This is a genomic window from Streptomyces sp. NPDC107454 (genome assembly GCF_055582885.1).
In genome coordinates this window covers 175,689-200,414 of sequence record NZ_JBVJPA010000008.1, presented here as the reverse complement: position 1 = coordinate 200,414, position 24,726 = coordinate 175,689, and the positions used below count along the sequence as shown (strand labels likewise).

The 24,726-nt window shown below is 69.4% G+C and carries 30 protein-coding genes and 1 pseudogene; 12 read left to right on the top strand and 19 right to left on the bottom strand.

Annotation, left to right across the window (positions count from 1 at the left end):
* Window positions 1-80: 80 nt before the first annotated feature.
* Window positions 81-338: a WhiB family transcriptional regulator gene (locus tag ACZ69M_RS21765; protein ID WP_006380970.1), complete on the bottom strand. Its 258-nt coding sequence runs from the start codon at window positions 336-338 to the stop codon at window positions 81-83.
* A 319-nt stretch (window positions 339-657) separates the two neighbouring features.
* The gene (locus ACZ69M_RS21760) at window positions 658-1,626 is read right to left on the bottom strand and encodes a diacylglycerol/lipid kinase family protein (protein WP_470051976.1); all 969 of its coding nucleotides are present in this window, start codon (window positions 1,624-1,626) and stop codon (window positions 658-660) included.
* Between the two features lie 158 nt (window positions 1,627-1,784).
* Between ACZ69M_RS21760 and ACZ69M_RS21755 the strand changes: the two genes are divergently transcribed.
* The gene (locus tag ACZ69M_RS21755) at window positions 1,785-2,234 is read left to right on the top strand and encodes a hypothetical protein (RefSeq protein ID WP_470051974.1); all 450 of its coding nucleotides are present in this window, start codon (window positions 1,785-1,787) and stop codon (window positions 2,232-2,234) included.
* Window positions 2,235-2,361: 127 nt separating this feature from the next.
* Here the strand turns inward: ACZ69M_RS21755 and ACZ69M_RS21750 are convergent, their stop codons facing one another.
* The 3 genes from ACZ69M_RS21750 to ACZ69M_RS21740 all read right to left on the bottom strand — a co-directional run bounded on the left by ACZ69M_RS21750 (window position 2,362) and on the right by ACZ69M_RS21740 (window position 4,388).
* The gene (locus ACZ69M_RS21750) at window positions 2,362-3,456 is read right to left on the bottom strand and encodes an RNA polymerase sigma factor SigF (protein WP_470051973.1); all 1,095 of its coding nucleotides are present in this window, start codon (window positions 3,454-3,456) and stop codon (window positions 2,362-2,364) included.
* Window positions 3,453-3,866 (bottom strand): ATP-binding protein, encoded by a 414-nt coding sequence (locus ACZ69M_RS21745; RefSeq protein ID WP_054228129.1) that lies wholly within the window; start codon window positions 3,864-3,866, stop codon window positions 3,453-3,455. Before ACZ69M_RS21745 ends, ACZ69M_RS21750 begins: the two co-directional genes overlap by 4 nt.
* A gap of 261 nt (window positions 3,867-4,127) precedes the next feature.
* On the bottom strand, window positions 4,128-4,388 hold the full coding sequence (locus ACZ69M_RS21740) for a UBP-type zinc finger domain-containing protein (protein WP_352045992.1): 261 nt from the start codon (window positions 4,386-4,388) through the stop codon (window positions 4,128-4,130).
* A 61-nt stretch (window positions 4,389-4,449) separates the two neighbouring features.
* Here ACZ69M_RS21740 and ACZ69M_RS21735 point away from each other — a divergent pair, with 61 nt between their 5' ends.
* On the top strand, window positions 4,450-6,045 hold the full coding sequence (locus ACZ69M_RS21735; RefSeq protein WP_470051970.1) for a Na+/H+ antiporter: 1,596 nt from the start codon (window positions 4,450-4,452) through the stop codon (window positions 6,043-6,045).
* Between the two features lie 16 nt (window positions 6,046-6,061).
* Here ACZ69M_RS21735 and ACZ69M_RS21730 read toward each other — a convergent pair whose 3' ends face one another.
* From ACZ69M_RS21730 to ACZ69M_RS21720, 3 genes are all read right to left on the bottom strand, one after another.
* Window positions 6,062-7,018, bottom strand: a complete 957-nt coding sequence (locus tag ACZ69M_RS21730) for a 1-aminocyclopropane-1-carboxylate deaminase/D-cysteine desulfhydrase (protein WP_470051968.1) — start codon at window positions 7,016-7,018, stop codon at window positions 6,062-6,064.
* A 55-nt stretch (window positions 7,019-7,073) separates the two neighbouring features.
* Window positions 7,074-7,664: an N-acetylmuramoyl-L-alanine amidase gene (locus ACZ69M_RS21725; protein WP_352045996.1), complete on the bottom strand. Its 591-nt coding sequence runs from the start codon at window positions 7,662-7,664 to the stop codon at window positions 7,074-7,076.
* A 180-nt stretch (window positions 7,665-7,844) separates the two neighbouring features.
* Complete coding sequence (locus ACZ69M_RS21720; RefSeq protein ID WP_470051966.1) at window positions 7,845-8,078, bottom strand: hypothetical protein; 234 nt, start codon at window positions 8,076-8,078, stop codon at window positions 7,845-7,847.
* Window positions 8,079-8,320: 242 nt separating this feature from the next.
* Here ACZ69M_RS21720 and ACZ69M_RS21715 point away from each other — a divergent pair, with 242 nt between their 5' ends.
* From ACZ69M_RS21715 to ACZ69M_RS21690, 6 genes are all read left to right on the top strand, one after another.
* Window positions 8,321-9,727, top strand: coding sequence for a family 2B encapsulin nanocompartment shell protein (locus ACZ69M_RS21715; protein ID WP_352045997.1), 1,407 nt, complete (start codon window positions 8,321-8,323; stop codon window positions 9,725-9,727).
* A gap of 167 nt (window positions 9,728-9,894) precedes the next feature.
* The gene (locus ACZ69M_RS21710) at window positions 9,895-10,941 is read left to right on the top strand and encodes a family 2 encapsulin nanocompartment cargo protein polyprenyl transferase (RefSeq protein ID WP_470051964.1); all 1,047 of its coding nucleotides are present in this window, start codon (window positions 9,895-9,897) and stop codon (window positions 10,939-10,941) included.
* Window positions 10,942-11,166: 225 nt separating this feature from the next.
* Complete coding sequence (locus tag ACZ69M_RS21705) at window positions 11,167-11,778, top strand: GNAT family N-acetyltransferase (RefSeq protein ID WP_470051962.1); 612 nt, start codon at window positions 11,167-11,169, stop codon at window positions 11,776-11,778.
* A gap of 96 nt (window positions 11,779-11,874) precedes the next feature.
* Window positions 11,875-12,159, top strand: a complete 285-nt coding sequence (locus ACZ69M_RS21700) for a hypothetical protein (protein WP_470051960.1) — start codon at window positions 11,875-11,877, stop codon at window positions 12,157-12,159.
* A gap of 21 nt (window positions 12,160-12,180) precedes the next feature.
* On the top strand, window positions 12,181-12,594 hold the full coding sequence (locus tag ACZ69M_RS21695; RefSeq protein ID WP_470051958.1) for a YciI family protein: 414 nt from the start codon (window positions 12,181-12,183) through the stop codon (window positions 12,592-12,594).
* 31 nt (window positions 12,595-12,625) lie between these two features.
* Window positions 12,626-12,958: a DUF952 domain-containing protein gene (locus tag ACZ69M_RS21690; protein ID WP_470051956.1), complete on the top strand. Its 333-nt coding sequence runs from the start codon at window positions 12,626-12,628 to the stop codon at window positions 12,956-12,958.
* 56 nt (window positions 12,959-13,014) lie between these two features.
* On the opposite strand, the gene ACZ69M_RS21685 is transcribed toward ACZ69M_RS21690, so the two are convergent.
* The 6 genes from ACZ69M_RS21685 to sodN all read right to left on the bottom strand — a co-directional run bounded on the left by ACZ69M_RS21685 (window position 13,015) and on the right by sodN (window position 16,367).
* A complete protein-coding gene (locus ACZ69M_RS21685; protein WP_470051955.1) occupies window positions 13,015-13,773 on the bottom strand; it encodes a VOC family protein in 759 nt (252 codons plus the stop codon).
* Between the two features lie 20 nt (window positions 13,774-13,793).
* Window positions 13,794-14,648: an ATP-grasp domain-containing protein gene (locus ACZ69M_RS21680; RefSeq protein WP_470051953.1), complete on the bottom strand. Its 855-nt coding sequence runs from the start codon at window positions 14,646-14,648 to the stop codon at window positions 13,794-13,796.
* A 113-nt stretch (window positions 14,649-14,761) separates the two neighbouring features.
* Window positions 14,762-15,178 (bottom strand): VOC family protein, encoded by a 417-nt coding sequence (locus ACZ69M_RS21675; RefSeq protein WP_403699554.1) that lies wholly within the window; start codon window positions 15,176-15,178, stop codon window positions 14,762-14,764.
* 9 nt (window positions 15,179-15,187) lie between these two features.
* Window positions 15,188-15,613 carry a helix-turn-helix transcriptional regulator gene (locus tag ACZ69M_RS21670; protein WP_054228117.1) on the bottom strand — a complete coding sequence of 142 codons (426 nt, stop codon included), beginning with the start codon at window positions 15,611-15,613 and terminating at the stop codon, window positions 15,188-15,190.
* Complete coding sequence (locus tag ACZ69M_RS21665) at window positions 15,610-15,861, bottom strand: MmyB family transcriptional regulator (RefSeq protein ID WP_470051951.1); 252 nt, start codon at window positions 15,859-15,861, stop codon at window positions 15,610-15,612. The genes ACZ69M_RS21670 and ACZ69M_RS21665 overlap by 4 nt, the downstream gene beginning before the upstream one ends.
* Before the next feature lie 110 nt (window positions 15,862-15,971).
* The gene (gene sodN, locus ACZ69M_RS21660) at window positions 15,972-16,367 is read right to left on the bottom strand and encodes a superoxide dismutase, Ni (protein WP_004983535.1); all 396 of its coding nucleotides are present in this window, start codon (window positions 16,365-16,367) and stop codon (window positions 15,972-15,974) included.
* 144 nt (window positions 16,368-16,511) lie between these two features.
* Between sodN and sodX the strand changes: the two genes are divergently transcribed.
* Complete coding sequence (sodX, locus tag ACZ69M_RS21655) at window positions 16,512-16,946, top strand: nickel-type superoxide dismutase maturation protease (protein ID WP_470051948.1); 435 nt, start codon at window positions 16,512-16,514, stop codon at window positions 16,944-16,946.
* Here the strand turns inward: sodX and ACZ69M_RS21650 are convergent.
* Both ACZ69M_RS21650 and ACZ69M_RS21645 read right to left on the bottom strand, forming a co-directional pair.
* A complete protein-coding gene (locus tag ACZ69M_RS21650) occupies window positions 16,850-17,479 on the bottom strand; it encodes a CGNR zinc finger domain-containing protein (RefSeq protein ID WP_470051946.1) in 630 nt (209 codons plus the stop codon). The genes sodX and ACZ69M_RS21650 overlap by 97 nt on opposite strands.
* Window positions 17,480-17,966: 487 nt before the next feature.
* Window positions 17,967-18,233, bottom strand: a pseudogene (locus tag ACZ69M_RS21645) (hypothetical protein); the annotation flags it as partial.
* Window positions 18,234-18,548: 315 nt separating this feature from the next.
* Between ACZ69M_RS21645 and ACZ69M_RS21640 the strand changes: the two are divergent.
* Window positions 18,549-18,941, top strand: coding sequence for a hypothetical protein (locus ACZ69M_RS21640; RefSeq protein WP_470051944.1), 393 nt, complete (start codon window positions 18,549-18,551; stop codon window positions 18,939-18,941).
* Between the two features lie 59 nt (window positions 18,942-19,000).
* Here the strand turns inward: ACZ69M_RS21640 and ACZ69M_RS21635 are convergent, their stop codons facing one another.
* From ACZ69M_RS21635 to ACZ69M_RS21625, 3 genes are read right to left on the bottom strand one after another with little or no spacing between them, the layout of a single operon-like run.
* The gene (locus ACZ69M_RS21635) at window positions 19,001-19,801 is read right to left on the bottom strand and encodes an amino acid ABC transporter ATP-binding protein (protein WP_470051942.1); all 801 of its coding nucleotides are present in this window, start codon (window positions 19,799-19,801) and stop codon (window positions 19,001-19,003) included.
* Entirely contained in the window at window positions 19,798-20,727 is a 930-nt protein-coding gene (locus ACZ69M_RS21630; protein WP_266431582.1) for an amino acid ABC transporter permease, read from the bottom strand. The genes ACZ69M_RS21635 and ACZ69M_RS21630 overlap by 4 nt, the downstream gene beginning before the upstream one ends.
* Window positions 20,728-20,760: 33 nt before the next feature.
* Window positions 20,761-21,720 (bottom strand): ABC transporter substrate-binding protein, encoded by a 960-nt coding sequence (locus ACZ69M_RS21625; RefSeq protein WP_470051940.1) that lies wholly within the window; start codon window positions 21,718-21,720, stop codon window positions 20,761-20,763.
* A 543-nt stretch (window positions 21,721-22,263) separates the two neighbouring features.
* Between ACZ69M_RS21625 and ACZ69M_RS21620 the strand changes: the two genes are divergently transcribed.
* Entirely contained in the window at window positions 22,264-23,538 is a 1,275-nt protein-coding gene (locus ACZ69M_RS21620; RefSeq protein ID WP_470051938.1) for an NAD(P)-dependent malic enzyme, read from the top strand.
* A 167-nt stretch (window positions 23,539-23,705) separates the two neighbouring features.
* Window positions 23,706-24,671: a zinc-binding dehydrogenase gene (locus ACZ69M_RS21615; protein WP_099920701.1), complete on the top strand. Its 966-nt coding sequence runs from the start codon at window positions 23,706-23,708 to the stop codon at window positions 24,669-24,671.
* The last annotated feature ends 55 nt before the right edge of the window (window positions 24,672-24,726 follow it).

Here is a 24,726-nt window from a genome sequence, read left to right as displayed (position 1 = left end):
CTGCGCGCTGCGGCTCGGGGGCGGGAGATGCGTACTCGCTGTACGCGCCGCCGGGCTCAGGCTCGTTACGGGGTGGGGTGTCAGGCGGTGGCCTGACGGGCCCGGTTGCGGGCGGCACGGCGCTTCATCGCGCGACGCTCGTCCTCGCTGAGGCCACCCCAGACGCCGGAGTCCTGGCCGGACTCGAGCGCCCACTGCAGGCACTGCTCCATGACGGGGCAGCGACGACAGACGGCCTTGGCTTCCTCGATCTGCAGCAGCGCAGGACCGGTGTTGCCGATGGGGAAGAAGAGCTCGGGGTCTTCCTCGCGGCAAACGGCGTTGTGACGCCAGTCCATGGCTGCTACCTCTCCTTGGTATTACATGCACGTTGCTTGTGAATGTGAACGCTTTCACGAATCCCTCAACAAGTGAAGGGCCGACTGCCAGGATTCCCTGACGTGGTCCTGTGATTTGAGGAGGGGTTCTGGCTCTCTGTGGGGCCGATGTTGCGGGCCGTCCCGATCGCCACGTAGAGACTCGCAAACCTCAGCGGCGGATACAACCCCTTCTGGAAAGTTTTTTTTGATTCCTCGGTGTCGACTAGGTCACAGCCGTACTTCCATGGGGTGGACCCTGGTCTAAACGTTCGAGTGAAAGGACTTTGGGCCCTTCCGCTCACACAATCACACGCAGTGCACGGCGTACGCCTGTGAACGTCACGCTGGTGCGCAGTCCCAGGTGGTCGCCGTCCATCTGGAGGGGGAGCGGCGCCTTCGAATGCAAGGTGAAGTCGGTCAGGTCATGGAGAGTCAGGGCGTGCTTGCCGTGGGGTCCGCGCTCGGGGGACGAAGTGAGCAACTGGGTGGCATACCGGGCAGCCGAGCCCGTCGACATGCGGTTGAGAGCGAGTACGTCGAGCCCGGTATCGAACGAAGCCTTAGGTGACGCGTACACCGGACGATTGCCGAGAAACGTCCAGGGCGAGGTGTTGCAGATTATGGACATCACAAGATCGGTGACCGGGTCCTGGCCGGGCCGCTCCAGTGTGATCGTTCCGTGCCTGCGGTGAGGTTCGTCCAAAAACTGACGTGCCACTTGGCGCAAATAGAGGGCGTGAGTGGAACGCTTGCCGCGCTCGCGCTGCTGTTCGACCCGGCCGATCACCCCCGCGTCGAAGCCGAGCCCGGCGCAGAAGGTGAACCAGCGGGAGGGGACGGCTTCGTCCTCCGTGCCGGGGGTACCCGCGGCGAGACCGAGGCCGATCGCGCGCTCGCGGTCCTCTCTGAGCGCGTCCAGCAGGGCGCCGGTGGCCTCCACGGCGTCGTTCGGCAGACCCAGGGCGCGGGCGAAGACATTGGTGGAGCCGCCGGGGACCACCGCGAGGCGGGGCAGACGGTCCAGGTCGGGGCCGTTGTGCAGGAGACCGTTCACGACCTCGTTGACGGTGCCGTCGCCGCCGAGCGCGACCACCAGTTCTATGTCGTCGCTCTCCGCGGCCTGCCGGCCGAGGTCCCTGGCGTGCCCGCGGTACTCGGTCGTGACCACCTCGAGCTTCATCTCGCTCGCCAGCGCGTGGATCAAGACGTCGCGCGTGCGCGCACTTGTGGTGGTAGCTGCCGGATTGACCACGAGAAGTGCACGCATGCGATGCAGCGTACCTACCGAGGGGTACTGGTCCCAGACAGAGTTAGGGATCCGGTAAGAGATAGGGGCGTGAGTCTCGACACGGTGAGGTGCGGGAGGCGGCGGTGTGGCGACCGGGGCCGGGCCGCGCGCCGGGGTCCGAGGGATACCCTTCGGGGGTGAGCGCTGAGCAGATCCCCACCCCTGACGCCCCTTCCGCGGAGCCGCGTCCCGGACGGCTGACCGCCGCGGCCGCGCTGGCCGCGCTGGAGGGACTGGTCCTCGCCGTGGGGGGCGTCTGGATGCTGGTCCTGGGGGCCACGGATGGCTCGGGAGACGGGAAGCAGGGCGTGACCCTGGGGGTGACGCTGATCGTGCTCGCGCTGCTGCCCCTGCTGGCCGCCCGCGGTCTGCTGCTGCGCCGCAGCTGGAGCCGGGGGCCCGCGGTCATCACCCAGATCATGGCGCTGCCCGTCGCCTACAGCCTGCTCCAGGCCGACAGCGTGGCGATCCCCGCCGGAATCGCCCTCGCGGTGGTCGCGATCACGGCGCTGGTCCTGCTCGTCAATTCCGAGACCACCCGGGCGCTGGGCATCCGTGGCCCCGGTGCCGCCGAGGAAACCGAGTAGCTTCGGCCTGCCGACGGGGTCCCTACCGGTTGCGCGCCCGCGGACAGGGCGGGATCCGCGCCCGGGGGTCGGGCTTCGCGCCTACGGGGGCTCCGCGGCGGCGCGCCCCCGCCCGGCGGCTGCCCGGTCACTCCTCGACCAGGAGCTTTTCGCGGAGCTGGGCGAGGGTGCGGGCCAGTAGGCGGGAGACGTGCATCTGGGAGATGCCGACCTCCTGTGCGATCTGCGACTGCGTCATGTTGCCGAAGAAGCGAAGGAGCAGGATTCGCTTCTCTCTCGGGGGGAGGTCCTCGAGCAGGGGCTTCAGCGACTCCCGGTACTCGACGCCCTCCAGCGCCTCGTCCTCGGCGCCCAGCGTGTCCGCGACCGCCGGGGACTCGTCGTCCGTGTCGGGGACGTCCAGCGACAGCGTGGAGTACGCGTTGGCGGACTCCAGGCCCTCCAGGACCTCCTCCTCCGAGATGGCCAGCTTCTCGGCCAGCTCGTGGACCGTGGGCGAGCGCCCGTGCTGTTGCGACAGCTCGGCCGTCGCCGTCGTCAGGGCCAGGCGCAGTTCCTGCAGGCGGCGCGGCACCCGCACCGCCCAGCCCTTGTCGCGGAAATGCCGCTTGATCTCGCCGACGACCGTCGGGGTCGCGTACGTCGAGAACTCGACGCCGCGCTCCGGGTCGAAGCGGTCGACCGACTTGATCAGGCCGATGGTCGCGACCTGGGTGAGGTCGTCCAGCGGCTCACCGCGGTTGCGGAAGCGGCGCGCCAGGTGCTCGACGAGCGGCAGGTGCATGCGGACCAGCTGATTGCGCAGCTCCGCGTACTCCGCGCTGCCGTCCTGCAGCTTGCGCAGCTCGATGAACATCGCCCGCGCGCCACTGCGGTCCTGCGGGTCGTGCTGGATGTGCTGGGTGCTCGGCCCGTGCTGCGTGCCCTGCACGCTCTGCACCCCTGGCTTGTCGTGTCGCTCGTGCTCGCTCATAGTCCCGCCCGTCACCAGCCGCCGCCCTTCCGAGGACGTGCTCGGCGCGGCACCCTCCGGATCCCGTTGCCCGTCGTCCTGGCCGGAGAGACTCTCCTGTGCGTCCTCCGGGTGCGGCCGGGCCTGCTCGGGGATGCCGTCGACGCCTTCCACCGCGCGCCGCGGCCCGTCGAGGCCGTCGACACGTCCGGCGGGAAGCTCCCGTGTGCCGCGCTCTTCGTCCCGCACCGGCCCGTCCCCGTTCCTCACGCCGGCCCGGGTCCCGCGCCGCGCTGTTTGTAGAGGCTGATCGAAACGGTTTTGTCCTCGGCGACGGTGGAGTCGACCTTGCCCGCGAGCGCCGACAGGACGGTCCACGCGAACGTGTCTCGTGACGGAGCGTGACCATCGGTGGTCGGAGCGGAGACCGTCACCTCGAGCGAGTCGTCGATGAGCCGGAAGACACAGCTGAGCACCGATCCGGGGACGGCCTGCTGCAACAGGATCGCGCAGGCCTCGTCCACCGCGATGCGGAGGTCCTCGATCTCGTCGAGGGTGAAGTCCAAACGGGCCGCGAGACCGGCCGTAGCCGTACGCAGCACCGACAGGTAGGCACCCGCGGCCGGCAGCCGGACTTCCACGAAGTCCTTCGTCGCGGGCTCGCCTGCGATCTGGGACACCCTCACCTCCAAGGTGGTACAAGCTCTTTCGAGCTCTTTTCGGGGGCCGAGGGTCGCCCCCCGGGGTAACGCGCTAGGTGGTTCAGCGGTGACGCTACCGCGCTCCCGACTTTCCTGTCCTGGGGACCTCGCCCCTTGCTGTCACTCATAGTAAGCCTATGAGTACACACAGTGGCTAGGGGTCTGCGGGCCCAATTAGGAAGAGCGTGCGCCGGGTTGACGTACCCAGGCGTCAGACGGTCGAACCGTCCGGGCCGTGGGTCACGCCAGTACGTGGTCGACGAAGCACCAGCGCCAGCTCTCACCGGGCTCGAAGGTCCGCATCAGGGGATGTCCGGTCTCCTTGAAATGCCCCGTCGCGTGCCGCAGCGGCGATGAGTCGCAGCAGCCGAGGTGCCCGCAGATCAGGCACAGGCGCAACTGCACCGGATGTGTACCGGCGGCCTGGCACTCCAGACAGGTCTCGCTCAGGGGCCCGGGTTCGGGGTGCGGCAGCTCGTCGGCGTGCGTGCACTGTTTCATGATTGCCAGGTTACGTCGGGCGTGCGGGATGTCGCGCGAAAACGAGGGCGGGCGGAAGACGATGGACGTATTGCCACTGCTGTTGCTGGTCGCGGGGAGCGCGGCGGTCGCCGGGTTCGCCCGTCGCACCCCGGTGCCGGCGCCGCTGTTGCTCGTCGCGGCGGGCCTGGCCGTCTCGTACGTCCCTGGGGTGCCCGGATACGAACTCGACCCGGAGATCGTGCTCCCGCTGGTGCTGCCCCCGCTGCTGTACACGGCGGCCACCGACAGCTCGTACCTCGATCTTCGGGCGCATATGCGGCCCATCGCGCTGCTGTCGGTGGGGTACGTGCTCTTCGCGACGCTGGCCGTCGGCTGGGCCGCCTATCTGATCGTGCCGAGCCTGCCGCTGCCCGCGGCGCTGGTCCTCGGAGCGGTGGTGGCGCCGCCGGACGCGGTGGCGGCCACGGCGGTGGCGCGCCGGGTGGGGCTGCCTTCGCGGATCACCACGATCCTTCAGGGCGAGTCCCTGGTGAACGACGCGACAGCGATCACCGCCTACAAGGTGGCCCTCGCCGCCGCGGTCGGCGCGGGCGCGACCTGGGCGGGCGGTGTCCGTGAGTTCCTCCTCGCGGCGGTCGGCGGTGTGGTCGTCGGTCTCGTCCTGATGGTTCCGATCCACTGGCTGCGCACGCACCTGACTGAGGCACTTCTCCAGAACACCCTCTCCTTGCTGATCCCCTTCGTCGCCTACGGGATCGCCGAGCAGGTGCACGCCTCCGGAGTGCTCGCGGTGGTCGTCGTCGCGCTCTACCTCGGGCACCGCGCCTGGGAGGTGGACTTCGCGACCCGGCTCCAGGAGGAGGCGGTGTGGAAGATGGTCGCGTTCGTCCTGGAGTCGGCGGTGTTCGCCCTGATCGGACTCCAACTGCCGGTCGTCCTCAAGGGCCTCGGCCAGTACCAGGGAGCGCAGGCCGCCTGGTACGCGGTGGCCGTCTTCCTGGTCGTGGTCGCCGCCCGGTTCGTGTGGGTCTATCCCGCCACCTTCCTGCCCCGGATCCTGTCGGCGCGTGTCCGGGAGCGCGAGGGAGGCCCCACCTGGAAGGGCCCGTTCATCATCGGCTGGGCCGGCATGCGCGGGGTGGTCTCGCTCGCCATCGCCTTCTCCATCCCGCTCACCGTGGACGGTGGTGCCTCCTTCCCCGATCGCAACCTCATCCTCTTCCTCACCTTCACCACCGTGATCGGGACCCTGGTCGTCCAGGGACTGACCCTGCCCCCGCTCATCCGCGTGCTGAAGCTGCCGGGACGCGACGTCCAGGCCGAGACGCTCGCCGAGGCGAACGCCCAGGCGCAGGCGTCCCGGGTCGCCGAGGAGCGCCTCGACGAACTCCTCGCCGACGACCGCAACGCCCTGCCCCCGCCGCTCGCCGACCGGCTCCGCTCGGTCCTGGAACGCCGCCGCAACGCCGTCTGGGAACGGCTGGGCGCCGTCAACCCGGTGACCGGGGAGACCGCCGACGACACCTACCGCCGCCTGTCCCGCGAGATGATCAGCGCGGAACGCGAGATGTTCGTGAAACTCCGCGACCACCGCTACATCGACGACGAAATGCTCCGCACCCTCCTGCGCAGACTCGACCTGGAGGAGGCGGCGGCCTACCGGGAAGCGGCGTGAGGCGCCGGAGGAGGGCTCAGAACGGTGCCCCCGTGATCACCGCCGCCACCGTCGTCCCCCGTGCGAACGCCCCCTCCTCCACCAGGGTGACAAGTCCGTAGAGCATCTTGGCGACATAGAGACGCTCCACGGGCAGGCCGTGGCGCTGTTCGAAGTCCGCGGCGAAGGTGTCGAGTTCGGGCGTGGTGCGGGCGTAGCCGCCGAAGTGGAAGCGGTCGTCGAGCGACCAGGTGCCGCGCCGGCCGCCGAAGGCGGCTTCCTGGAGGGCTCTTATGTCACTGCCCAGGAAGCCGCCCTTGAGGACGGGGATCCCCAGGGCCCGCTGGTCGGGGGCGAGGCCGGCGGCCAGTCCGGCGAGGGTGCCGCCGGTGCCGCAGGCCAGGGCGGCCACGTCGACACCGCCATGGCCCCGCAGCTCCGCGCCGAGTTCCCGGCAGCCGCGTACGGCAAGGGAGTTGCTGCCACCCTCCGGGACGACGTACGCGTCCTGGGCGTCCACCGAGCGCAGCAGGGCGGCCAGCGTCTCCGGTTCGCTCTTGCGGCGATACGTCGATCTGTCGACGAAGTGCAGTCGCATGCCGTCGGCCGCGCAGCGGGTCAGTGAGGGGTTGAGGGGCCGGTCGGCCAGCTCCTGGCCGCGGACCACTCCCACGGTCGTCAGCCCGAGGAGGCGGCCCGCGGCGGCGGTGGCGCGCAGATGGTTGGAGTACGCGCCGCCGAACGTGACCACCGTGCGGCCCGCCGCCGCGCGGAGGTTCGGGGCGAGCTTGCGCCACTTGTTGCCGATCAGCTCCGGGTGGATCAGATCGTCCCGCTTGAGCAGCAGCCGCACGCCATGGCGCGTGAAGCGCTCGTCCGTGACCTGACACAGCGGCGAGGGCAGCTTCGGCCGCAGAACGGTCGGGTCGAGCGCTTCGGGGACGTCCGGAGCGGCCGGGGTGGTCGGGCCGTCCGGGGTTGCGGGGCTGGGCACCCCACCATTGTCGGACACCTGTCCGGTATGCGGGCGGCCACCCCGTGCCCGTCCATCACTTGAGGCGGTCGCGGACGCGCTCTCTCATCGAGGCCATCGTGAAGCCGCGCGGGTCGACCTTGCCCGGCTGCCACTCCAGGTGGCCGATGACCGAACGCTCCGTCCAGCCGTGGTGGCGGCAGATCGCGGCCGCGACCTTCTCGATGGCCTCCAGCTGCACCTCGGGCCACGGATCCTTTCCGTCGCCGAGGTTCTCGCACTCGAAGCCGTAGAAGTGGCGGTTGCCGTCGGTGTTCGCCTCGTTGTCCGGCGGGAGCGCCTTCTCCGCGATCACGGCGCGCAGCACGTCGTCGTCGCCCAGGCCCGCGTGGTTGGCCCGGCCGTAGCCCACGAGGTGCAGGACACCGTCCTTGGTGATGACGCCGTGGCACAGCGGACCGGGCAGGTCCGGTCGGCCCGCACGACAGAGCCCGACGGTGTGCTCGCTGCCCGAGGTCACCGAGTGGTGGATCATCACGCCGTACACCGGACCCCAGGGCCCCTTGTGATTGCGGTTGTGATGCTCCCAGTCGCCGACCTCGACGACGGTGACGCCTTCCTCCCTGAGCTGGTCCAGGAAACCGCCCGCGGACATGGGTGGGGCCATGACCGCCTCCTTCGCACTGCGCGGCGGCCACCGGTCGCGGCCGTCTCGTACCGCAGCTGTACCCGGAACCCGGGGCTCCGGCCCAGCCGTTCGTACGGCGTGCGAGTCGATCCGGTCAGGGGTGCGGGCGTGTCCGACCAGCGTGTTCACGGCGCGTTCGCGGTGCGTCCGCGAGGCCTGTCAGGAGCGCAGGAACGCGTCCCCGTTCACGGCGATGTGGCTCTCCAGCGCCTGCAGGGCCTGCTGGGTCGCCTCGGGGGAGCCGCTGCCGCGCCGCTCCGCGTAGTACGCCGCGCCCAGTTTCTTGAGGAGGTCGCTGCCCGCACGCTGCGCCTGCACCTCGTCGAGCTTCTGCTTGCCCTGCGTGAGCCCTCGCTGCGCCTGTTCCTTGGCGCGGTCCAGGAAGCCTGCCATTGCCGTCTCCTGTCGTCGTCCGTCACCGCGTCAAACGGTTGGCCTGATCTCGGAGTTCCCGCTCGCAACGGCTCCGCGCCGTTCGAGAACGACGGCACCGGCTGTTCGATCGATCGACAAAAGCGGACCCTCTGCCCAGTCCGCCGTGATCCATTCCCGCTCATTCGTGTAATAGCACCGGCACACTCCGTGATGGAAGGCTGGTCGGCGCAGATCAGCGCATGACCGGGAGGGCAATTTTCATGTCGGTAGGCGAAGAGGTCCGTGCGGGTCAGGGCAAGCCGCAGCAGAGTCTCGGCACATCGGCCGCGCGGAACCTGGCCACCACCACCAAGTCCGCGCCCCAGATGCAGGAGATCAGCTCACGGTGGCTGCTGCGCATGCTTCCGTGGGTGAACGTGCAGGGTGGCACGTACCGCGTGAACCGGCGGCTCAGCTACTCCGTGGGCGACGGCCGCGTGACGTTCGTGAAGACCGGTGACCGTGTGCAGGTCATCCCCGCGGAGCTCGGCGAGCTGTCCGTGCTCCGCTCGTTCGAGGATCAGGAGGTGCTCGGCGAGCTCGCCCAGCGGTGCCAGCAGCGGGAGTTCGTACCGGGCGAAGTGCTCGCCTCGTTCGGCAGCCCGTCCGACGAGGTGTTCCTGCTCGCGCACGGCAAGGTGGAGAAGATCGGCACCGGCCCGTACGGCGACGACGCGGTCCTCGGCGTCCTCGCCGACGGCGCGTACTTCGGCGAGCAGGCGCTCATCGACCCGGACGCCATCTGGGAGTACACGGCCCGCGCCGTCACCGCGGTCACCGTGCTCGCACTGCCGCGCCAGGACCTCGAGCAGGTCGCCGAGCGCTCCGACTCCCTGCGCGAGCACCTCACGTCGCTGCGCGCGATTCCGGAGCAGCGCACCAACAAGTACGGCGAGAAGGAGATCGACCTCGCGGCCGGCCACACCGGGGAGCAGGACATCCCCGGCACCTTCGTGGACTACGAGGCCGCGCCGCGCGAGTACGAACTGAGCATCGCCCAGACCGTGCTGCGCCTGCACACGCGTGTGGCCGACCTCTACAACCAGCCGATGAACCAGACGGAGCAGCAGCTCCGCCTCACCGTCGAGGCGCTGAAGGAGCGCCAGGAGCACGAGCTCATCAACAACCGGGAGTTCGGACTGCTCAACAACTGCGAGTACGACCAGCGGCTCCAGCCGCACGACGGCGTGCCCAGCCCCGACGACCTGGACGAGCTGCTCAGCCGCCGGCGCGGCACCAAGCTGCTCCTCGCCCACCCGCGCGCGATCTCCGCGTTCGGCCGCGAGTGCAACAAGCGCGGACTGGTCCCCGAGAGCGTCGAGATCGCGGGCAACCGCATCCCGACCTGGCGCGGTGTGCCGCTGTTCCCGTGCAACAAGATCCCCGTCAGCGACACCCGGACGACCTCGATCATCGCCATGCGTACCGGCGAGGCCGAGCAGGGTGTCATCGGCCTCCAGCAGGCGGGCATCCCGGACGAGATCGAGCCGAGCCTGTCGGTGCGTTTCATGGGCATCAACGAACAGGCGATCATCTCCTACCTGGTGACGGCGTACTACTCGGCGGCGGTTCTCGTGCCGGACGCCCTCGGCATCCTGGAGAACGTCGAGATCGGCCGCTGGCGGTGACCTTCCCGACGCAGGCCGCCGTGTTCCCGCCCGATCAGGCGGGAACACCGGGGACGAGGCGGAGTCCGGCCGAGACCCTGGACAGGCGGGGTCTCATCGGCAAGCCCATGGAGGGCGGGCCCTCGGACGGCGGTCCCCCGGACGGCGGGGCCGCGGACGGGAGGCCCATGGATCGGCAGGTCGCGCCCGGCCCGCTGGACGGACAGGAGGCGGCGGGCATCCTGGAGTACGCCCGGGCGTCCGTCGACCCCGAGCTGCGCAGGGCCGTCGAATCGCTGCCGGGATCCATGCGCCGGATCGCGCTCTACCACTTCGGCTGGGAGCACGCGGACGGCACCCCGGCGGCGGGCAACGCGGGCAAGGCGATCCGCCCGGCTCTGGTGCTCACCGCCACGGGAGCGCTCGGCGGTCAGCACACGGCCGCCGTACAGGCGGCGGCCGCCGTGGAGTTGATCCACAACTTCACGCTGTTGCACGACGACGTCATGGACCGGGACACCACCCGCAGACACCGCCCCACCGCGTGGACCGTGTTCGGCGACGCCGACGCGATCCTCGCCGGGGACGCCATGCAGGCGCTCGCCCAGCGGCTGCTCGCCGAGGACTCGCACCCCGCGTCCCAGGCCGCCGCCGCCCGGCTAGCCTCCTGCGTCGTCGAGCTGTGCGAGGGGCAGCACGCGGACACGGCCATGGAGAAGCGCGGACCCGCCGAGGTCACCCTCGACGAAGTGCTCGCCATGGCCGAGGCCAAGACAGGCGCGCTGCTCGGCTGCGCATGCGCGCTCGGCGGGCTGTACGCGGGGGCGGACGAGGAGGACGTCGACGCACTGGACGCGTTCGGCCGGGAGGCCGGGCTCGCCTTCCAGCTGATCGACGACGTGATCGGGATCTGGGGGGACCCGAGCCGCACCGGCAAGCCGGCCGGGGCGGACCTCATCGCCCGCAAGAAGTCCCTGCCCGTGGTCGCCGCGCTCGCCTCCGGCACCCCGGCGGCGACGGAACTCGCCGAGCTGTACGGAGTTCCCTACGAGGAAGGGGAGTTGGAGCGCACGGTGCTGGCCGTCGAGCGGGCGGGCGGCCGTGACTGGGCGCAGCTCCAGGCGGCCGACCGGATGTCCCGGGCGATGCACGAGCTGTCCCGGGCGATCCCCGACCCGGAGGCGGCGGGCGGCCTCCTCGCGCTCGCGGAGTTCGTCACGCGGCGCAGCAACTGACCCGTTCGAACCTTCGGATGACCCGTTCGACTCTTCAGGAGGGCGGTTGAAGACCCCGGGGCCTCCGGGACCGTACGGCACCTGACCTCCGTACGGTCCCGGGCTCCGGCCGGAGCGGGTCCCGCGCATCCCCACGGTGCGCGGGGCCCGCCCCACTCGTGCCCCGACAGGCCCTAGGCTGCAACAGCCGCACGATCAGCGGCGGTTGAGGCGAGAGGGTGGGACATGGGCGTGGTGATCCGGACGGCGGACGAGGGCGACCGGGAGCTGGTCGTCCGGCTGCTCGACGAGGCGTTCCAGGACGACCCGGTGAGTGGCTGGGTCTTTCCGGACGCGGCGCACCGCCGTGCCAAGCACCCCGGGCTGATGGGGATGTTCACCGAGGCCGTGCTCGCCGAGGGCCGCGTCGACATCACGGAGGACGGCACGGCGTGCGCGCTGTGGCTGTCCGTGCCCGCCGACGCCGGCCACGCCGACGACGAGGACGACGGTCCCGCACGGCTGCGTGAGGCCGTCGACCCCGACAACGAGCGGGTCGAGCTGATAGGCCGCCTGACGGCCGGGATCCACCCCGCGGGCCGCGCCCACGAGTACCTGTGGATGATCGGCGTGGCGCCCCAGCGCCAGGGCGAGGGACTCGGCACCGCGCTCGTCCGGTCGGTCCTCGACCGGTGCGACCGTGAGGGGCTGCCCGCCTACCTGGAGGCGAGCAACGCCGACAGCCGTCGGCTCTACGAGCGTCTCGGCTTCGAGCTCACGGGGCGTCCTCTCGACCTGCCGGACGGTCCGCGGATGTGGCCGATGTGGCGCGAGCCGCAGCCCGGGCAGGGAGCCTGATCGGGCACGTCGGAGGACGGCGAGTGCGAGAACGGCGTCGTCGTTGCGGACGTACAGCAGGAAGCGCCGAAGCGTCACTCGCCCTACCCTGAATGCATGGGCACCGATGAGCATGTCTGCCCCGTTTGCCGGCAGCCGGTCACCACCGTCGTACGGCGCCACAAGACGCTGGGCGCGTTCGTTCCCGTATGGGGTCCCGGCCCCTGCCACAACCCGGAGTGCGAGAGGTACGTCGGCCGGCCCGGAGCCGGAGCCGGGTCCGGCGGTGCGGGATCCGGAGGCGGCGCGCGGTCCCGGTCCGTGCCCGGGACCGGATCCGAACCCGGCAGGGACACCGGGGAGCCCCGGGAGCAAACCGGGGAGTCCGTCGCGGAAAAATGAGGAAGCCGAGGGAGCCGACTCGTGAAGTACCTGGTGATGGTGCAGGGCACGCAGGCGGACTACGAGGGCATGCGGGGCAAGGGCTCCGCGCACGCCCCGGCCTGGAGCGAGCAGGAGCTGCAGGCGATGTACGCGTACATGGGCGCGATCAACGACGACCTTTCGGAGTCCGGTGAGCTCGTCGACGGGCAGGGACTGGCCGAACCGGCACAGACCCGCCTGGTCACGGCCGGGCAGGACGGGAAGGCCGTCATCGCCGACGGGCCGTACAGCGAGACCAAGGAGCTGATCGCCGGCTACTGGGTACTGGAGTGCGAGAGCCTGGATCGGGTCACCGAGATCGCCGAGCGCGTCACCCGCTGCCCCGGCCCCGAGGGCGCCACGAACTACCCGGTGGTCATCCGCCCCATCCTGGACGCCACCGGAGACATCTGAGCGGGCCCGGCCGAGGCCGTAGCGTGGCAGCATGTCCGAACCCTTGTTGCACCTCACCGAGCGCTCCCTGTGGGACGCGGCGCGCGCGTCCGGCGCGTATGAGATGTCCACCCGTGGCCGCACCCTCCAGGAGGAGGGCTTCATCCACTGCTCGCTGCGGCACCAGGTCCCCGGGGTCGCCTCCTTCCTGTACGGCGGGTACGACGGCCCCGACGAGCTGGTGCTCCTGGTCATCGATCCCGAACGGCTGGACGTGCCGGTGCGTTACGAGGCGGTCAAGCCCGGGGGCGAGGAGTTCCCGCACATCTACGGGCCGATTCCGGTGGCTGCCGTGGTGGAAGTGGAGGTGTGGGAGCCCGCGTAGGGCTGTCCGCCTCGGGCCGCCCGCTCCGGGTCGTCCGCTCCGGTTCGTTCTTCGGATCAGGCCGGGGCCGGGAGGCTGCCCGTCGCCGGGTCCCGGCCGGTCAGGCAGTACGTGCCGCCGACCGGGTCCCGCATGACGGCCCAGCGGGCGCCGTGACCGACGAGCACGGCACCGAGCCGCTCGTGGTGGGCGCGTACCGCCTCGATGTCCGAGCAGGCGATGTCGAGGTGGGCGGCGGCGGGGCGGGCGGTGCCGAGGCGTTGCAGGAGGATGCGGAAGGGGAGCTCGGCGGGCGGCCTGAGCAGGTGGAACTCCGGGAGCGCGCCGGGGTGCGACTCCCATCCGGTCAGGGCGCTCCAGAAGGCGACTTCGGCCTCGAAGCGGGTGGGCGCCACGTCCAGGCACACCTGGTCGAGGCGGCTGGTGGCCCGGGCGGGACCCGGGACGACCGCAGGCCGCGCCGACTCGCCGTGCCAACGGACCGCGCAGAACGGCTGACCACCGGGGGAGCGCAGGACGACCAGGTCCTCTTCGGTGGTGACGATCTCGGCGCCGAGCTGCCGGGCCGACTCCGCCAGCGCCGGTACGTCCTCGACGGCGAGGTCCAGATGGGCGCCGCCGTCGCCCGCGTCGACGCCCTGCGCCTTGACGCAGGCGTCGGTGCCGTCGGGCAGCAGGGTCACGAACTCGCCCTGCTCACCGCGCGGTTCGGACAGCTTCGTCGCCGTGACCGCGGTCCAGAAGCCGCAGGCGCGATCGAAGTCCTTCATGGGCCGGTCGACGAAGGCGTAGGTCCATCGAATGGGATCAGCCATGGGTCGCTTCCCGCTCCCTCTCAGACGCCGTGTGCGGCTCGTACCGTCTCCTGTCCGATCAGCCCGCGCAACGACGTTTTCACCCGTGAGACGAAGGCGTCCCGCGCGTCGGGGGTGAGGACGTCCAGGGACAGATAGGGGTTCAGGTCCTCCAGTTCCACGAGGAGCAGTTCGCCGTCGGGGGCCCGGCAGGCGTCGACGCGCTGGATGCCGTACGTGATGTCGTTCCAGTCGACGAACCGCTGCGCGAACTCCCGGTCCCGCTCGGTCGGCTCGTACGGTTCCAGGGCCCAGCGCTCGTCCGGGCGGGGCGCGTACAGGGCGTACTGGAAGGTGTGGTCGACGAAGTAGAAGGACACCTCGTAGCGGAAGTCGATGCGTGGCTGGACGAGGATGTTGCCGTACGACAGTTCGGGCAGCCGGTCGCGCCGTACGAACTCCAGGCCGATGGAGTCCGCTCCCAGCTTGGGCTTCACGACGTAGGTGTCGACGTCCGGAAGCCGGGCGAGGTCGTCCGCGCGGTCGATGGTCGGGATCACCGGGAACCCCGCCGCGGTGAGATCCAGCAGGTACCCCTTCCCCGCCATGTCCCCCTTGCCGGACAGCTGGTTGTACACGCGGACACCTTCCGTGACCGCCTGCTTCCGGAACGCGTCGTACTGCGCCTGGTAGTGCAGTACGGGCCCGCTGTTGCGCACGACGACGGCGTCGAAGCCGGTCATCAGCGCGGCCGCGTCCAGGGGGTGGCACACGGCGAGGTCGAACTCCTCGCGCAGCCGGGAGGTGAGGAAGATGTCCTCGTCGCAGTACCGCCGCCCCTTGGCCGGGTAGGCCAGGTCACTGACGTAGAGGACGCGGGGGCGCGCGGACGGCATCGATGACTCCTCGGACTACGGGACTTCAGACGTTCCGTTCCATGGGTGACCCGCTCCCACGGAACACACGGACGTAGTCTGCCTCCCGGCCGCCGGTGCGAGGGTGGCCGGGGTCAGGCAGCGGGGCGTTCGGTGAAGCGCAGGAGGTTGCCCGCCGGGTCGCGGAAGGCGCAGTCGCGGACGCCGTACGGCTGGTCCATCGGCTCCTGGAGGACATCGGCACCGGAGGCGCGGACGCGTTCGTAGAGGGCGTCGCAGTCGGCGGTGGAGAAGATGACACCGCGCAGGACGCCCTTGGCGAGGAGCTCGGCCATGGCCTGTTTGTCGGCGGGGGAGATGTCCGGGCTCGCGGCGGGCGGCTCCAGGACGATCTGGACGTCCGGCTGCAGCGGGGAGCCGACCGTCACCCAGCGCATCCCCTCGAAGGCGACGTCACCCCGGACCTCCAGGCCGAGGACGTCCCGGTAGAAGGCGAGCGCTTTGTCATGGTCGTCCACGGCGATGAAGCACTGTGAGAGTTTCAGGTCCATGGCCCCACGCTAGAGGCGCGTACCCGGTTCCGCTTCCGGGTTGCGGTGGCGGGTCGGGCGGGTCAGGCGCTGGGCCACGCACGGCGGGATGGGGGCGCCGTGGTCGTGCGGCCGGGCCCGGTACGCGCTCGGGGTCTCGCCGACCAGCTCCGTGAAGCGGGAGCTGAACGAACCGAGCGACGTACAGCCCACGGCGAGGCAGACCTCCGTCACCGTCAGGTCACCCCGCCGCAGCAGGGCCTTGGCCCGCTCTATTCGGCGGGTCATGAGATAGCTGTACGGCGTCTCCCCGTACGCCGCCCGGAAGCTCCGCTGGAAGTGCCCGGGTGACATCAGCGCGGTGCGCGCGAGCGCGGCGACGTCCAGCGGCTCCGCGTACTCGCGGTCCATCCGGTCGCGTGCCCGGCGCAGCCGGACCAGATCCTCCAGAGTCATTTCTTCAGGATGGCACGCGCCACTGACAGAGGCCGGTGGGTCGAGGCCGCTGACGGGACGCGGCCGACGGGCCGGGGGCGACGAGCAGGCCGGCGAGCCGAGCAGCTGGAGACGGCGCGCATCCGGCCGCGTGTGGTCTTCGCCACGTCATGACGCTCCCACAGGACCGCGAACTCGTCACTGCGGACGGCGAGTTCACCCACCAGCTGGTCCAGGACCTCGAACGCGGCGGTGAAAGAAGACCGCACCCGGACCGTCAGGGACGCCGTGTCGGGCGCCCCGCGGGCCGGGTGCGGGCAGAGGGACCGCGTGACCGGAGAAACCGAACAGGTCGCGGGTCGAGCCGTATGACCAAAGGTCAGGCCTTCTTGGTCTCCCAGAAGATCTTGTCGATCTGGGCGATGTAGTCCAGCGCCTTCTGGCCCGTGGCCGGGTCCGTGGACGCCTTGGCGGCCGAGAGGGCCTTCAGGGTGTCGTTGACCAGCTGGTGCAGCTCCGGGTACTTCTCGAAGTGCGGGGGCTTGAAGTAGTCGCTCCAGAGCACCGACACGTGGTGCTTGGCGAGCTCGGCGCGCTGCTCCTTGATGACGGTGGCGCGAGCCTGGAAGTGCGGGTCGTCGTTGCCGGCCATCTTTTCCTGGACGGCCTTCACCGACTCCGCCTCGATGCGGGCCTGGGCCGGGTCGTACACGCCGCAGGGCAGGTCGCAGTGCGCGCTGACCTTGACCTTGGGGGCAAACAGGCGGGAGAGCATTGAGCTGTCCTTCCTCGTGATCGTCTTCTCAGGTGGGACATTACTCCGTAGGAGACGTCTTTTCTCGAGTGCCCCCATGGGCTTAGGACAAAAGTCCAGGGTGAGACTGGGACTGGTGGAGGATGGACCGGGGAGGTGCCGGTGATGCCGGAGCTGTCGCAGGAGACCGAGCGTGGGAGGGCCGTGCTGCCGTTCGGGGCGGCCGAGGTGACGGGGCCCTCCATGGTGCCCACGCTCCGGCACGGAGATCGGCTCGTCGTGCAGTACGGGGCTCGGGTCGGGCCTGGTGACGTGGTCGTTCTGCGCCATCCGTTCCAGCAGGACCTGCTGGTCGTGAAGCGGATCGCGGAGCGGCGCGAGGGGGGTTGGTGGGTGCTCGGGGACAACGCCTACGCGGGTGGGGACAGCACCGACTACGGAACCGTGCCCGAGGACCTCGTCCTCGGGAAGGTGCGTTTCCGCTACCGGCCCCATCTACCGGGTCAGCGCTCGCCGTTCGCGGTCGTCCGCTGGGCGCTCGGCGCCGCGAGGCCGGTGCTCTCCGACCGGTCGGCCTCCAGGCGTTTGCGGGCCCGGTAGGCCGCCACGTTGGCGCGCGTCGCGCAGCGGTCCGAGCAGTAGCGCCGGGAGCGGTTCGTCGACGTGTCCAGGTACGCGTTGCGGCAGGGGGCCGCCTCGCACAGGCCGAGGCGGTCCACGCCGTACTCGGTGAGGTGGAAGGCGAGTCCCATGGCGGCGATCGCCGCGTAGCCCGCGGTCGCGTTCGACGGGTGGTCCGCCAGGTGCATGTGCCAGAGCGGGCGCCCGTCGTCGTCCCGGTGGTCGTGCCCGGAGATCTGCGGGCTGACGGGGAACTCCAGGAGGAGTGAGTTCAGCAGGTCCACGGACAGGGTCTCGTCGCCGCCGTCGGCCGCCTCGAAGACGGCGCGCAGCCGGGCGCGGACCGACCGGAAGCGGGTGACGTCCGCGTCCGTGGCGCGGCGGGCCGCGGAGGCGTTCCCTCCGAAGAGGTCCCGGACCGCCTCGACCGAGGTGAGCGAGTCCTTGCCCCGGGCCGGCTCCTCGGTGTTGACGAGGCGTACCGCGTAATCCGAGTAATAGGCCAGTTCCACTTGTAGTCCTTACGGAGGCGCTCTATCGTCGTGCGTGCGGTCAGGTAACGGCTGATTGCGCTTCCAGGGTATTACGTGGCGTACGCGAGGAGGGCTTGCGATGGGCCGGCGCAGTTGCGATCGGCCGACTGGGGCGCCTGGCAGGGGGCTGGGACCAGCAATAGGAGTGGTAAATGCCCGACCGCGAGGAATAACTGCGGGTGATGCTCGACGCGGTGGAGACCCTCATCGGCTCCGAACCGCGCGTCTTCGACTTCGCATGCGGCACGGGAAGCATCGCGGCCGGGCTCCTGGCCATCATCAAGGACACCTTTGTGGCGACGATCAGGTCTTCTGCCCCACGGTTGACCTCGAGGACCCGGAGTGGCCCACGAGGCTGCCGTACGACTTGCGTGCGACTCGTATGCGATGCCGTCCTGATGCAACGGCCCTCCACTGACTGCACAGCGAACCGTTCCTGAGGGCTGAGCGGGAGGGAGTCCTGCTGTCAGGACTGCTGCTCGGCCGCGTGCCCCGAACAGTGTTGTGCACGCTGGTCTCCCGCTCTCGCTCCGCGTCCAGGCGGCACGCATCCTGTGCGTGGTCCGGGGATGCGGGGGCGGGTTTCCTCGCACCCAGGAGTACCCGATCCAGCCTGGCCGGTCCGATGCACGCACCCATCGCTCTGGTGGGTGCGGGGCGGTGCCGTCCGTCGCCGGATCGGGTGGCCGAGGGCGCGTCGCCCGATCGCGATGCTCGCCGCATCGTGCCGGCACGCGCGCACCCTGCGCTGGGCCGGCTTCGGGGAGAATCGCGCCGTCCGGTCCTCGCCCTCCGACTCGCTCGTCCTCGCGCTGGAATAGCGGAATTGTTGGCCGCCACGGCCATTGCTGCAGATTTCCGGCGATTCGATCCCTGGGGGTGTGGCCCGGGGTTCCGGGCCAGGCTCAAGTTTCCCTCAGATGTGGCCGGATTTCTTGACGTGCTGAAGTGTGCTCGTCAGGATCATGTCCTGACCGTGTTATGCAAAATGGGGAGCATGATTAGCGTGAAGAGAATTTCCGTGCGCACGCGCCGAATGTTGACCGCGATGGGTACCGCAGCCGCCACCGCGGGGATGGTCCTCTCGACCACCACTCCGGCGTCCGCGGCGGTGACAAAGTTCTGCACCCAGCCGTTCGCCAAGGCCGGGTACGCGTGCTTCTACTCCTCCGACGACCGGATCGAAGTGCTCGACAACTACGCCGACGGGCTCCGTTCGGTCGTGATCTGGTACGTCGCGGACAACGGCAACGGGAACAGGATCCTGGACCGGGGCGAGTGCCAGAACGCCAAGGGCGCGGGCAAGACGGTCACCTGCGACTACGATTTCCCTGAGGGGCGGAACATTTTCATCAACTTCGCAGTCGTGGCCAGAAACGGCGCTAACGGCGCGGACCAGTACCCCACCAATGCTGTCATCGGATATGTTTCCGGAAGGTAGGGTCGAGGAAGGTTGAACAAAGGGTGCGCCGGATTTCCGTCCGGCGCACCCTTTCCGTTTCAGAGGACCTTCGACAGGAATGACTTGGTGCGGTCGTGTTGGGGGTTCGTCAGCACTTCGCGCGGGTGGCCGGACTCGACCACCACACCGTCGTCCATGAACACCAGCGAGTCGCCGACTTCGCGGGCGAAGCCCATCTCATGCGTGACGACGATCATCGTCATGCCGTCCTCCGCGAGGTCGCGCATCACGTCGAGGACCTCGCCCACGAGCTCTGGGTCGAGCGCCGACGTCGGCTCGTCGAAGAGCATCAGCTTGGGCTCCATCGCCAGCGCGCGGGCGATGGCGACGCGCTGCTGCTGGCCGCCGGACAGCTGGGAAGGGTAGTGCCCGACCCGGTCGCCGAGCCCGACCCGGTCCAGCAGGCGCTGTGCCCGCTCCCGGGCAACGGCCTTGGACTCGCCCTTGACCTGGACCGGCGCCTCCATGACGTTCTCCAGCGCTGTCATGTGTGGGAAGAGGTTGAAGCGTTGGAACACCATGCCGATGTCCCGCCGCTGCGCGGCCACTTCGCGCTCTTTGAGCTCGTAGAGCTTGTCGCCGCTCTGTCGGTAGCCGACCAGGTGGCCGTCGACGTACAGCCGGCCGGCGCTGATCTTCTCCAGATGGTTGATGCACCGCAGGAAGGTGGACTTGCCGGAGCCGGATGGGCCGATCAGGCAGAACACCTCGCGCGGGTTCACCTCCAGGTCGATGCCCTTGAGGATGTGCGCGAGCCCGAAGGACTTGTGCACGCCCTCGGCCTTGACCATCGGGCCGCCGCTCGTGTTCTTGGCGACGTCCTTGCTGAGACTGGTCATCGGGCCACCTCCGGGCGGCGGAAGGAACCGAACAGACGGAGGTTCTTCTTCAGGCGCTGCAACGGGGTCGGCGGCAGGTTGCGCGACGATCCGCGGGCGTAGCGGCGCTCCAAGTAGTACTGGAAGACGCTGAAGATGCTGGTCAGGATCAGGTACCAGATCGATGCCACGAAGTAGAGCTCGACGACCGCGAGAGAGGTGCTGGAGATGTCCTGGGCTCGCTTGATGAGTTCGTTGAACTGGACCGCGTAGGCGAGCGACGAGGTCTTCAGCATGTTGATGAACTCGTTGCCGGTCGGCGGCACGATCACCCGCATGGCCTGCGGGAGGATCACGCGGCGCAGCGTCTTGCCCTGGGTCATGCCCAGCGCGTGCGAGGCCTCCGTCTGCCCCTCGTCCACGGACTGGATGCCGGCCCGGACGATCTCGGACATGTACGCGGCCTCGTTCAGGCCGAGACCCAGCAGGGCCGCCAGGAACGGCGTCATCACCTGGTTCATCTCGTCCTTGTAGAACCCCAGATTCAGGATGGGGAACACGAGCGCGATGTTGTACCAGAGGAGCAGCTGCACCAGCACTGGAGTGCCGCGGAAGAACCACACGTAGAACCAGGCCACGGTGCTGGTGACCGGGTTCGACGACATCCGCATCACCGCGAGGATCACGCCGAGGACGAGTCCGAGCAGCATGGCGAGCACGGAGATGTACAGCGTGTGCCAGACGCCGGACAGGATCGTGCTGTCCGTGAGGTAGTCCGGGATGATGCTGTAGTTGATCTTCGCGTTGGAGAACGCGATCCCGATCAGCACCAGCAGCGCGACGATCACCGCGCCGGCCACCCAGCGGCCGTAGTGGCGCACCGGGATGGCCTTGATCTGCTCCGGCGGCACGGCGGGCGCCGGGGTCTTGTCGACAGTGTCAGTCACAGTGACTGCCCTTCAGTGTTGCGTCAGGCAGGGTCAGGAGCCGCCGTTGATCTTGGCCTCGGTCACCGCGCCGTCCGTGACGTTCCACTTCTGCAGGATCTTGGTGTACTCGCCGTTCTTGATGATCGCGTTCATGGCCGCCTGGAGGGCGTCCCGCAGCTGGGTGCTCTCCTTGCTGACACCGATGCCGTAGGGGCCGGCCTCGATCTGGTCGCCGACGACCTCGAAGTCCTTGCCGCCGCCCGAGGTCTTGGCGTTGTAGGCCGCGACCGGGAAGTCGTTCAGGTCCGCGACGGACGCGCCCTGCTTCAGGCGGAGCAGCGCCTCGGGGTCGGTGTCGAAGGTCTGCAGCGTGATGGCCTTCTTGCCGTCCGTCTTGCACTTCGTGCTCTGCTTCTTGGCGATGCCCTCGGACGTCGTGCCCTTCTGCAGGGCGACCACCTGGCCGCACAGGTCGTCCAGGGTCTTGATGCCCTTGGGGTTGCCCTTCTGGACGAGGATCGAGGTGCCGGCGGTGAAGTAGTCGACGAAGTCGATGCCGTTGCCGGCCTTCTTGCCGGTGTCCGAGTCGACGCCGTTCTGGCGGTCCTTGGTGTCGTTCATCGCCGACATGATCGCGTTGAACCGCTTGGACTGCAGGCCGACAATGAGCTGGTCGAACTTGCCGTTCTGGAACTCGAACTTCACACCCAGCTGCTTGCCGAGGGCGTCCGCGATGTCCGGGTCGATGCCGACAGCCTTGCCGCTCTGCATGTACTCGACTGGCGGGTAGGCGATGTCGGAACCTACCTTGACGACGCCCGCGTCCTTGATGTCCTTGGGGAGCTTGTCGGCGAGCGGGGCCGAGGCGGACGACGACGTGTCCGAACTGCTGCTCTTGTCGGTCTGGTCACCGCAGCCGGTGAGAACCAGGGCCCCGGCGACCGCGATCGCACCGACCGCTGCTATACGGGACTGCGCGGCGGTCGTACGACGGGTGGAGCTTGCGGTCATGGTGGGTTCCTCCGGCGGATGAGGGAGTTGCCGATGGGTCGACGAGAACACACACCTTTGGGTGTCGCGACCTCGTGTGATGACGGCATCTTGCCATTCGGACTACGCGCTTCAGGGGACTCGCTATGTCAAAATCGGATAACGGGTGACCCCCGAACCGCCACGGGCGGCTCCATCAGGGCCGGACCTTGTGCGGGAATCCCTCCTTCCGGCCGGAAGATCTTCGGCGCATCTCACGATGCGGGCCGTCACTACTCCGCACTTGTAGTGTCTTGAGGTCATGTCTTGGACTTGTCCACATATCCAGGTATGAGTCATGTCACCGGCGTGTGAGCTTCGCGGTATGGACTCGTCGCCGACCTGGTCCGTCCGGTAAGAAGGTTCTCTACACCCCTCATCCGGGGCTCAGGGCGCGTGTGCGGCGCGTCCGTCGCGTATCCGCCCGTACGCACCACCACGGCGGCAGGGTTACGCGGTGCCCGCCCACCCCTCAACCAGGAGTGGTCACCCTCAAATCAATGAAGACTTAAGGGGTAAAACAAAGTGGCAGCGGAGATCGTCAATCCTCGCAGCGACAGCAGTACGGGTCTTGAAGGCGACGTGGAACCGGTCAATTCCGCCGGCTCCGTCGACACCGTCGGTTCCGACGGTTCCGTCGACTCCCTCGACTTCGACCCTGCCTTTGCGCTGCACCGTGGCGGCAAGATGGCCGTGCAGGCCACCGTGCCCGTCCGTGACAAGGACGACCTGTCCCTGGCGTACACGCCCGGCGTGGCGAAGGTGTGCAGCGCCATCGCCGAGCAGCCCGAGCTCGTCCACGACTACACGTGGAAGTCGTCCGTCGTCGCTGTGGTGACGGACGGTACGGCGGTGCTGGGACTCGGTGACATCGGCCCGGAGGCCTCCCTTCCCGTGATGGAGGGCAAGGCCATCCTGTTCAAGCAGTTCGGCGGGGTGGATGCCGTGCCGATCGCGCTGGACTGCACGGGCGTCGACGAGATCGTGGAGACCGTGGTCCGGCTCGCTCCCTCGTTCGGGGGCGTCAACCTGGAGGACATCTCGGCGCCGCGGTGCTTCGAGATCGAGCGCAAGCTCCAGGAGCGGCTGGACATTCCCGTCTTCCACGACGACCAGCACGGGACCGCGATCGTGACGCTGGCGGCGCTGCGGAACGCGGCGAAGCTGACCGGGCGCACGCTGGGTGATCTGCGTGCGGTGATCTCGGGGGCGGGGGCGGCCGGGGTCGCCATCGCCAAGTTCCTGCTGGAGGCGGGGATCGGTGACGTCGCGGTCGCGGACCGCAAGGGCATCGTCTCCGCGGACCGGGACGACCTGACCGACGTCAAGCGGGAGCTCGCCGGGATCACCAACAAGGCGGGGCTCACGGGGTCGCTGGAGTCGGCGCTCTCGGGCGCGGACGTCTTCATCGGCGTGTCCGGGGGTACGGTGCCGGAGCCGGCGGTGGCGTCGATGGCCGAGGGGGCCTTCGTCTTCGCCATGGCCAACCCGAATCCCGAGGTGCACCCCGAGATCGCCCACAAATACGCGGCCGTGGTCGCGACCGGGCGGTCGGACTTCCCGAACCAGATCAACAACGTGCTGGCGTTTCCCGGGATCTTCGCGGGGGCGTTGCAGGTGCGGGCGTCTCGGATCACCGAGGGGATGAAGATCGCGGCGGCGGAGGCGTTGGCTGCGGTCGTCGGGGACGACCTTGCCGCGGACTATGTGATTCCGTCGCCGTTCGATGAGCGGGTGGCTCCTGCGGTGACCGCGGCGGTGGCCGCGGCTGCTCGGGCCGAGGGCGTTGCCCGCCGCTGACGCGGCCGCGTGAATTCAGGGCCTCGCCGGGGTGCTCCCGGCGGGGCCCTGCTTTCTGGGGCCGGTCGCGCAGTTGATCGGTGTGACGTGGAGCGTGAGGGTGGCGGGACGTGTGTCACAGGGGGACGTGGTTCCGCCGGGCGGGGGCGGAGCCTATCGTCAAGGTCATGTTCGCTGCCTACGCCGCCCGCATTGACCGTGACCAGCCGCTCACCGGCCTGGAGTTGGGGGAGCGCCCGGCCCCCGAGCAGAGGCCGGGCTGGACCACCGTGAACGTCAGGGCCGCGTCCCTGAACCACCATGACCTCTGGTCCCTGCGCGGCGTCGGTCTCTCCGAGGACAAGCTGCCGATGATCCTCGGATGCGACGCGGCCGGTGTCGACGAGGACGGCAACGAAGTCGTACTGCACTCGGTCATCGGGCAGACGGGGCACGGGGTCGGCCCGAAGGAGCCCCGCTCCATCCTCACCGAGCGCTACCAGGGCACGTTCGCCGAACAGGTCTCCGTCCCGACGTGGAACGTCATCCCCAAGCCCAAGGAACTCTCCTTCGAGGAGGCCGCCTGTCTGCCGACCGCATGGCTGACGGCGTACCGCATGCTCTTCACCAACGCCGGAGTACGGCCCGGCGACTCCGTCCTCGTCCAGGGCGCCGGCGGCGGTGTGGCGACCGCCGCGATCGTGCTCGGCAAGGCTGCTGGTCTTCGGGTCTTCGCCACCAGTCGCGACGAGGCCAAGCGCAAGCGGGCGGTCGAGTTGGGTGCCGTGGAGGCGCTGGAGTCCGGCGCCCGGCTGCCGCAGCGCGTGGACGCGGTCATCGAGACCGTCGGCGCGGCCACCTGGTCGCACAGCATCAAGTCGCTGCGGCCCGGCGGCACGCTGGTCATCTCGGGCGCGACGAGCGGCGACCGCCCCTCGCACGCCGAACTCACCCGCATCTTCTTCCTGGAACTCAAGGTCGTCGGTTCCACGATGGGCACCAAGGACGAGCTGGAGGATCTGCTCTCCTTCTGCGCCGCCACGGGGGTGCGACCCGTCATCGATGAGGTGCTTCCGCTGGACCGGGCCCGGGAAGGGTTCGAGCGGCTGGCGGCGGGCGACCAGTTCGGGAAGATCGTTCTTACGGTGGGGTGAGGGAGAGGGATTGAGAGGTCCTCGGCCGTTCGGGCCGAGGTGCGGTGCAGCGCAG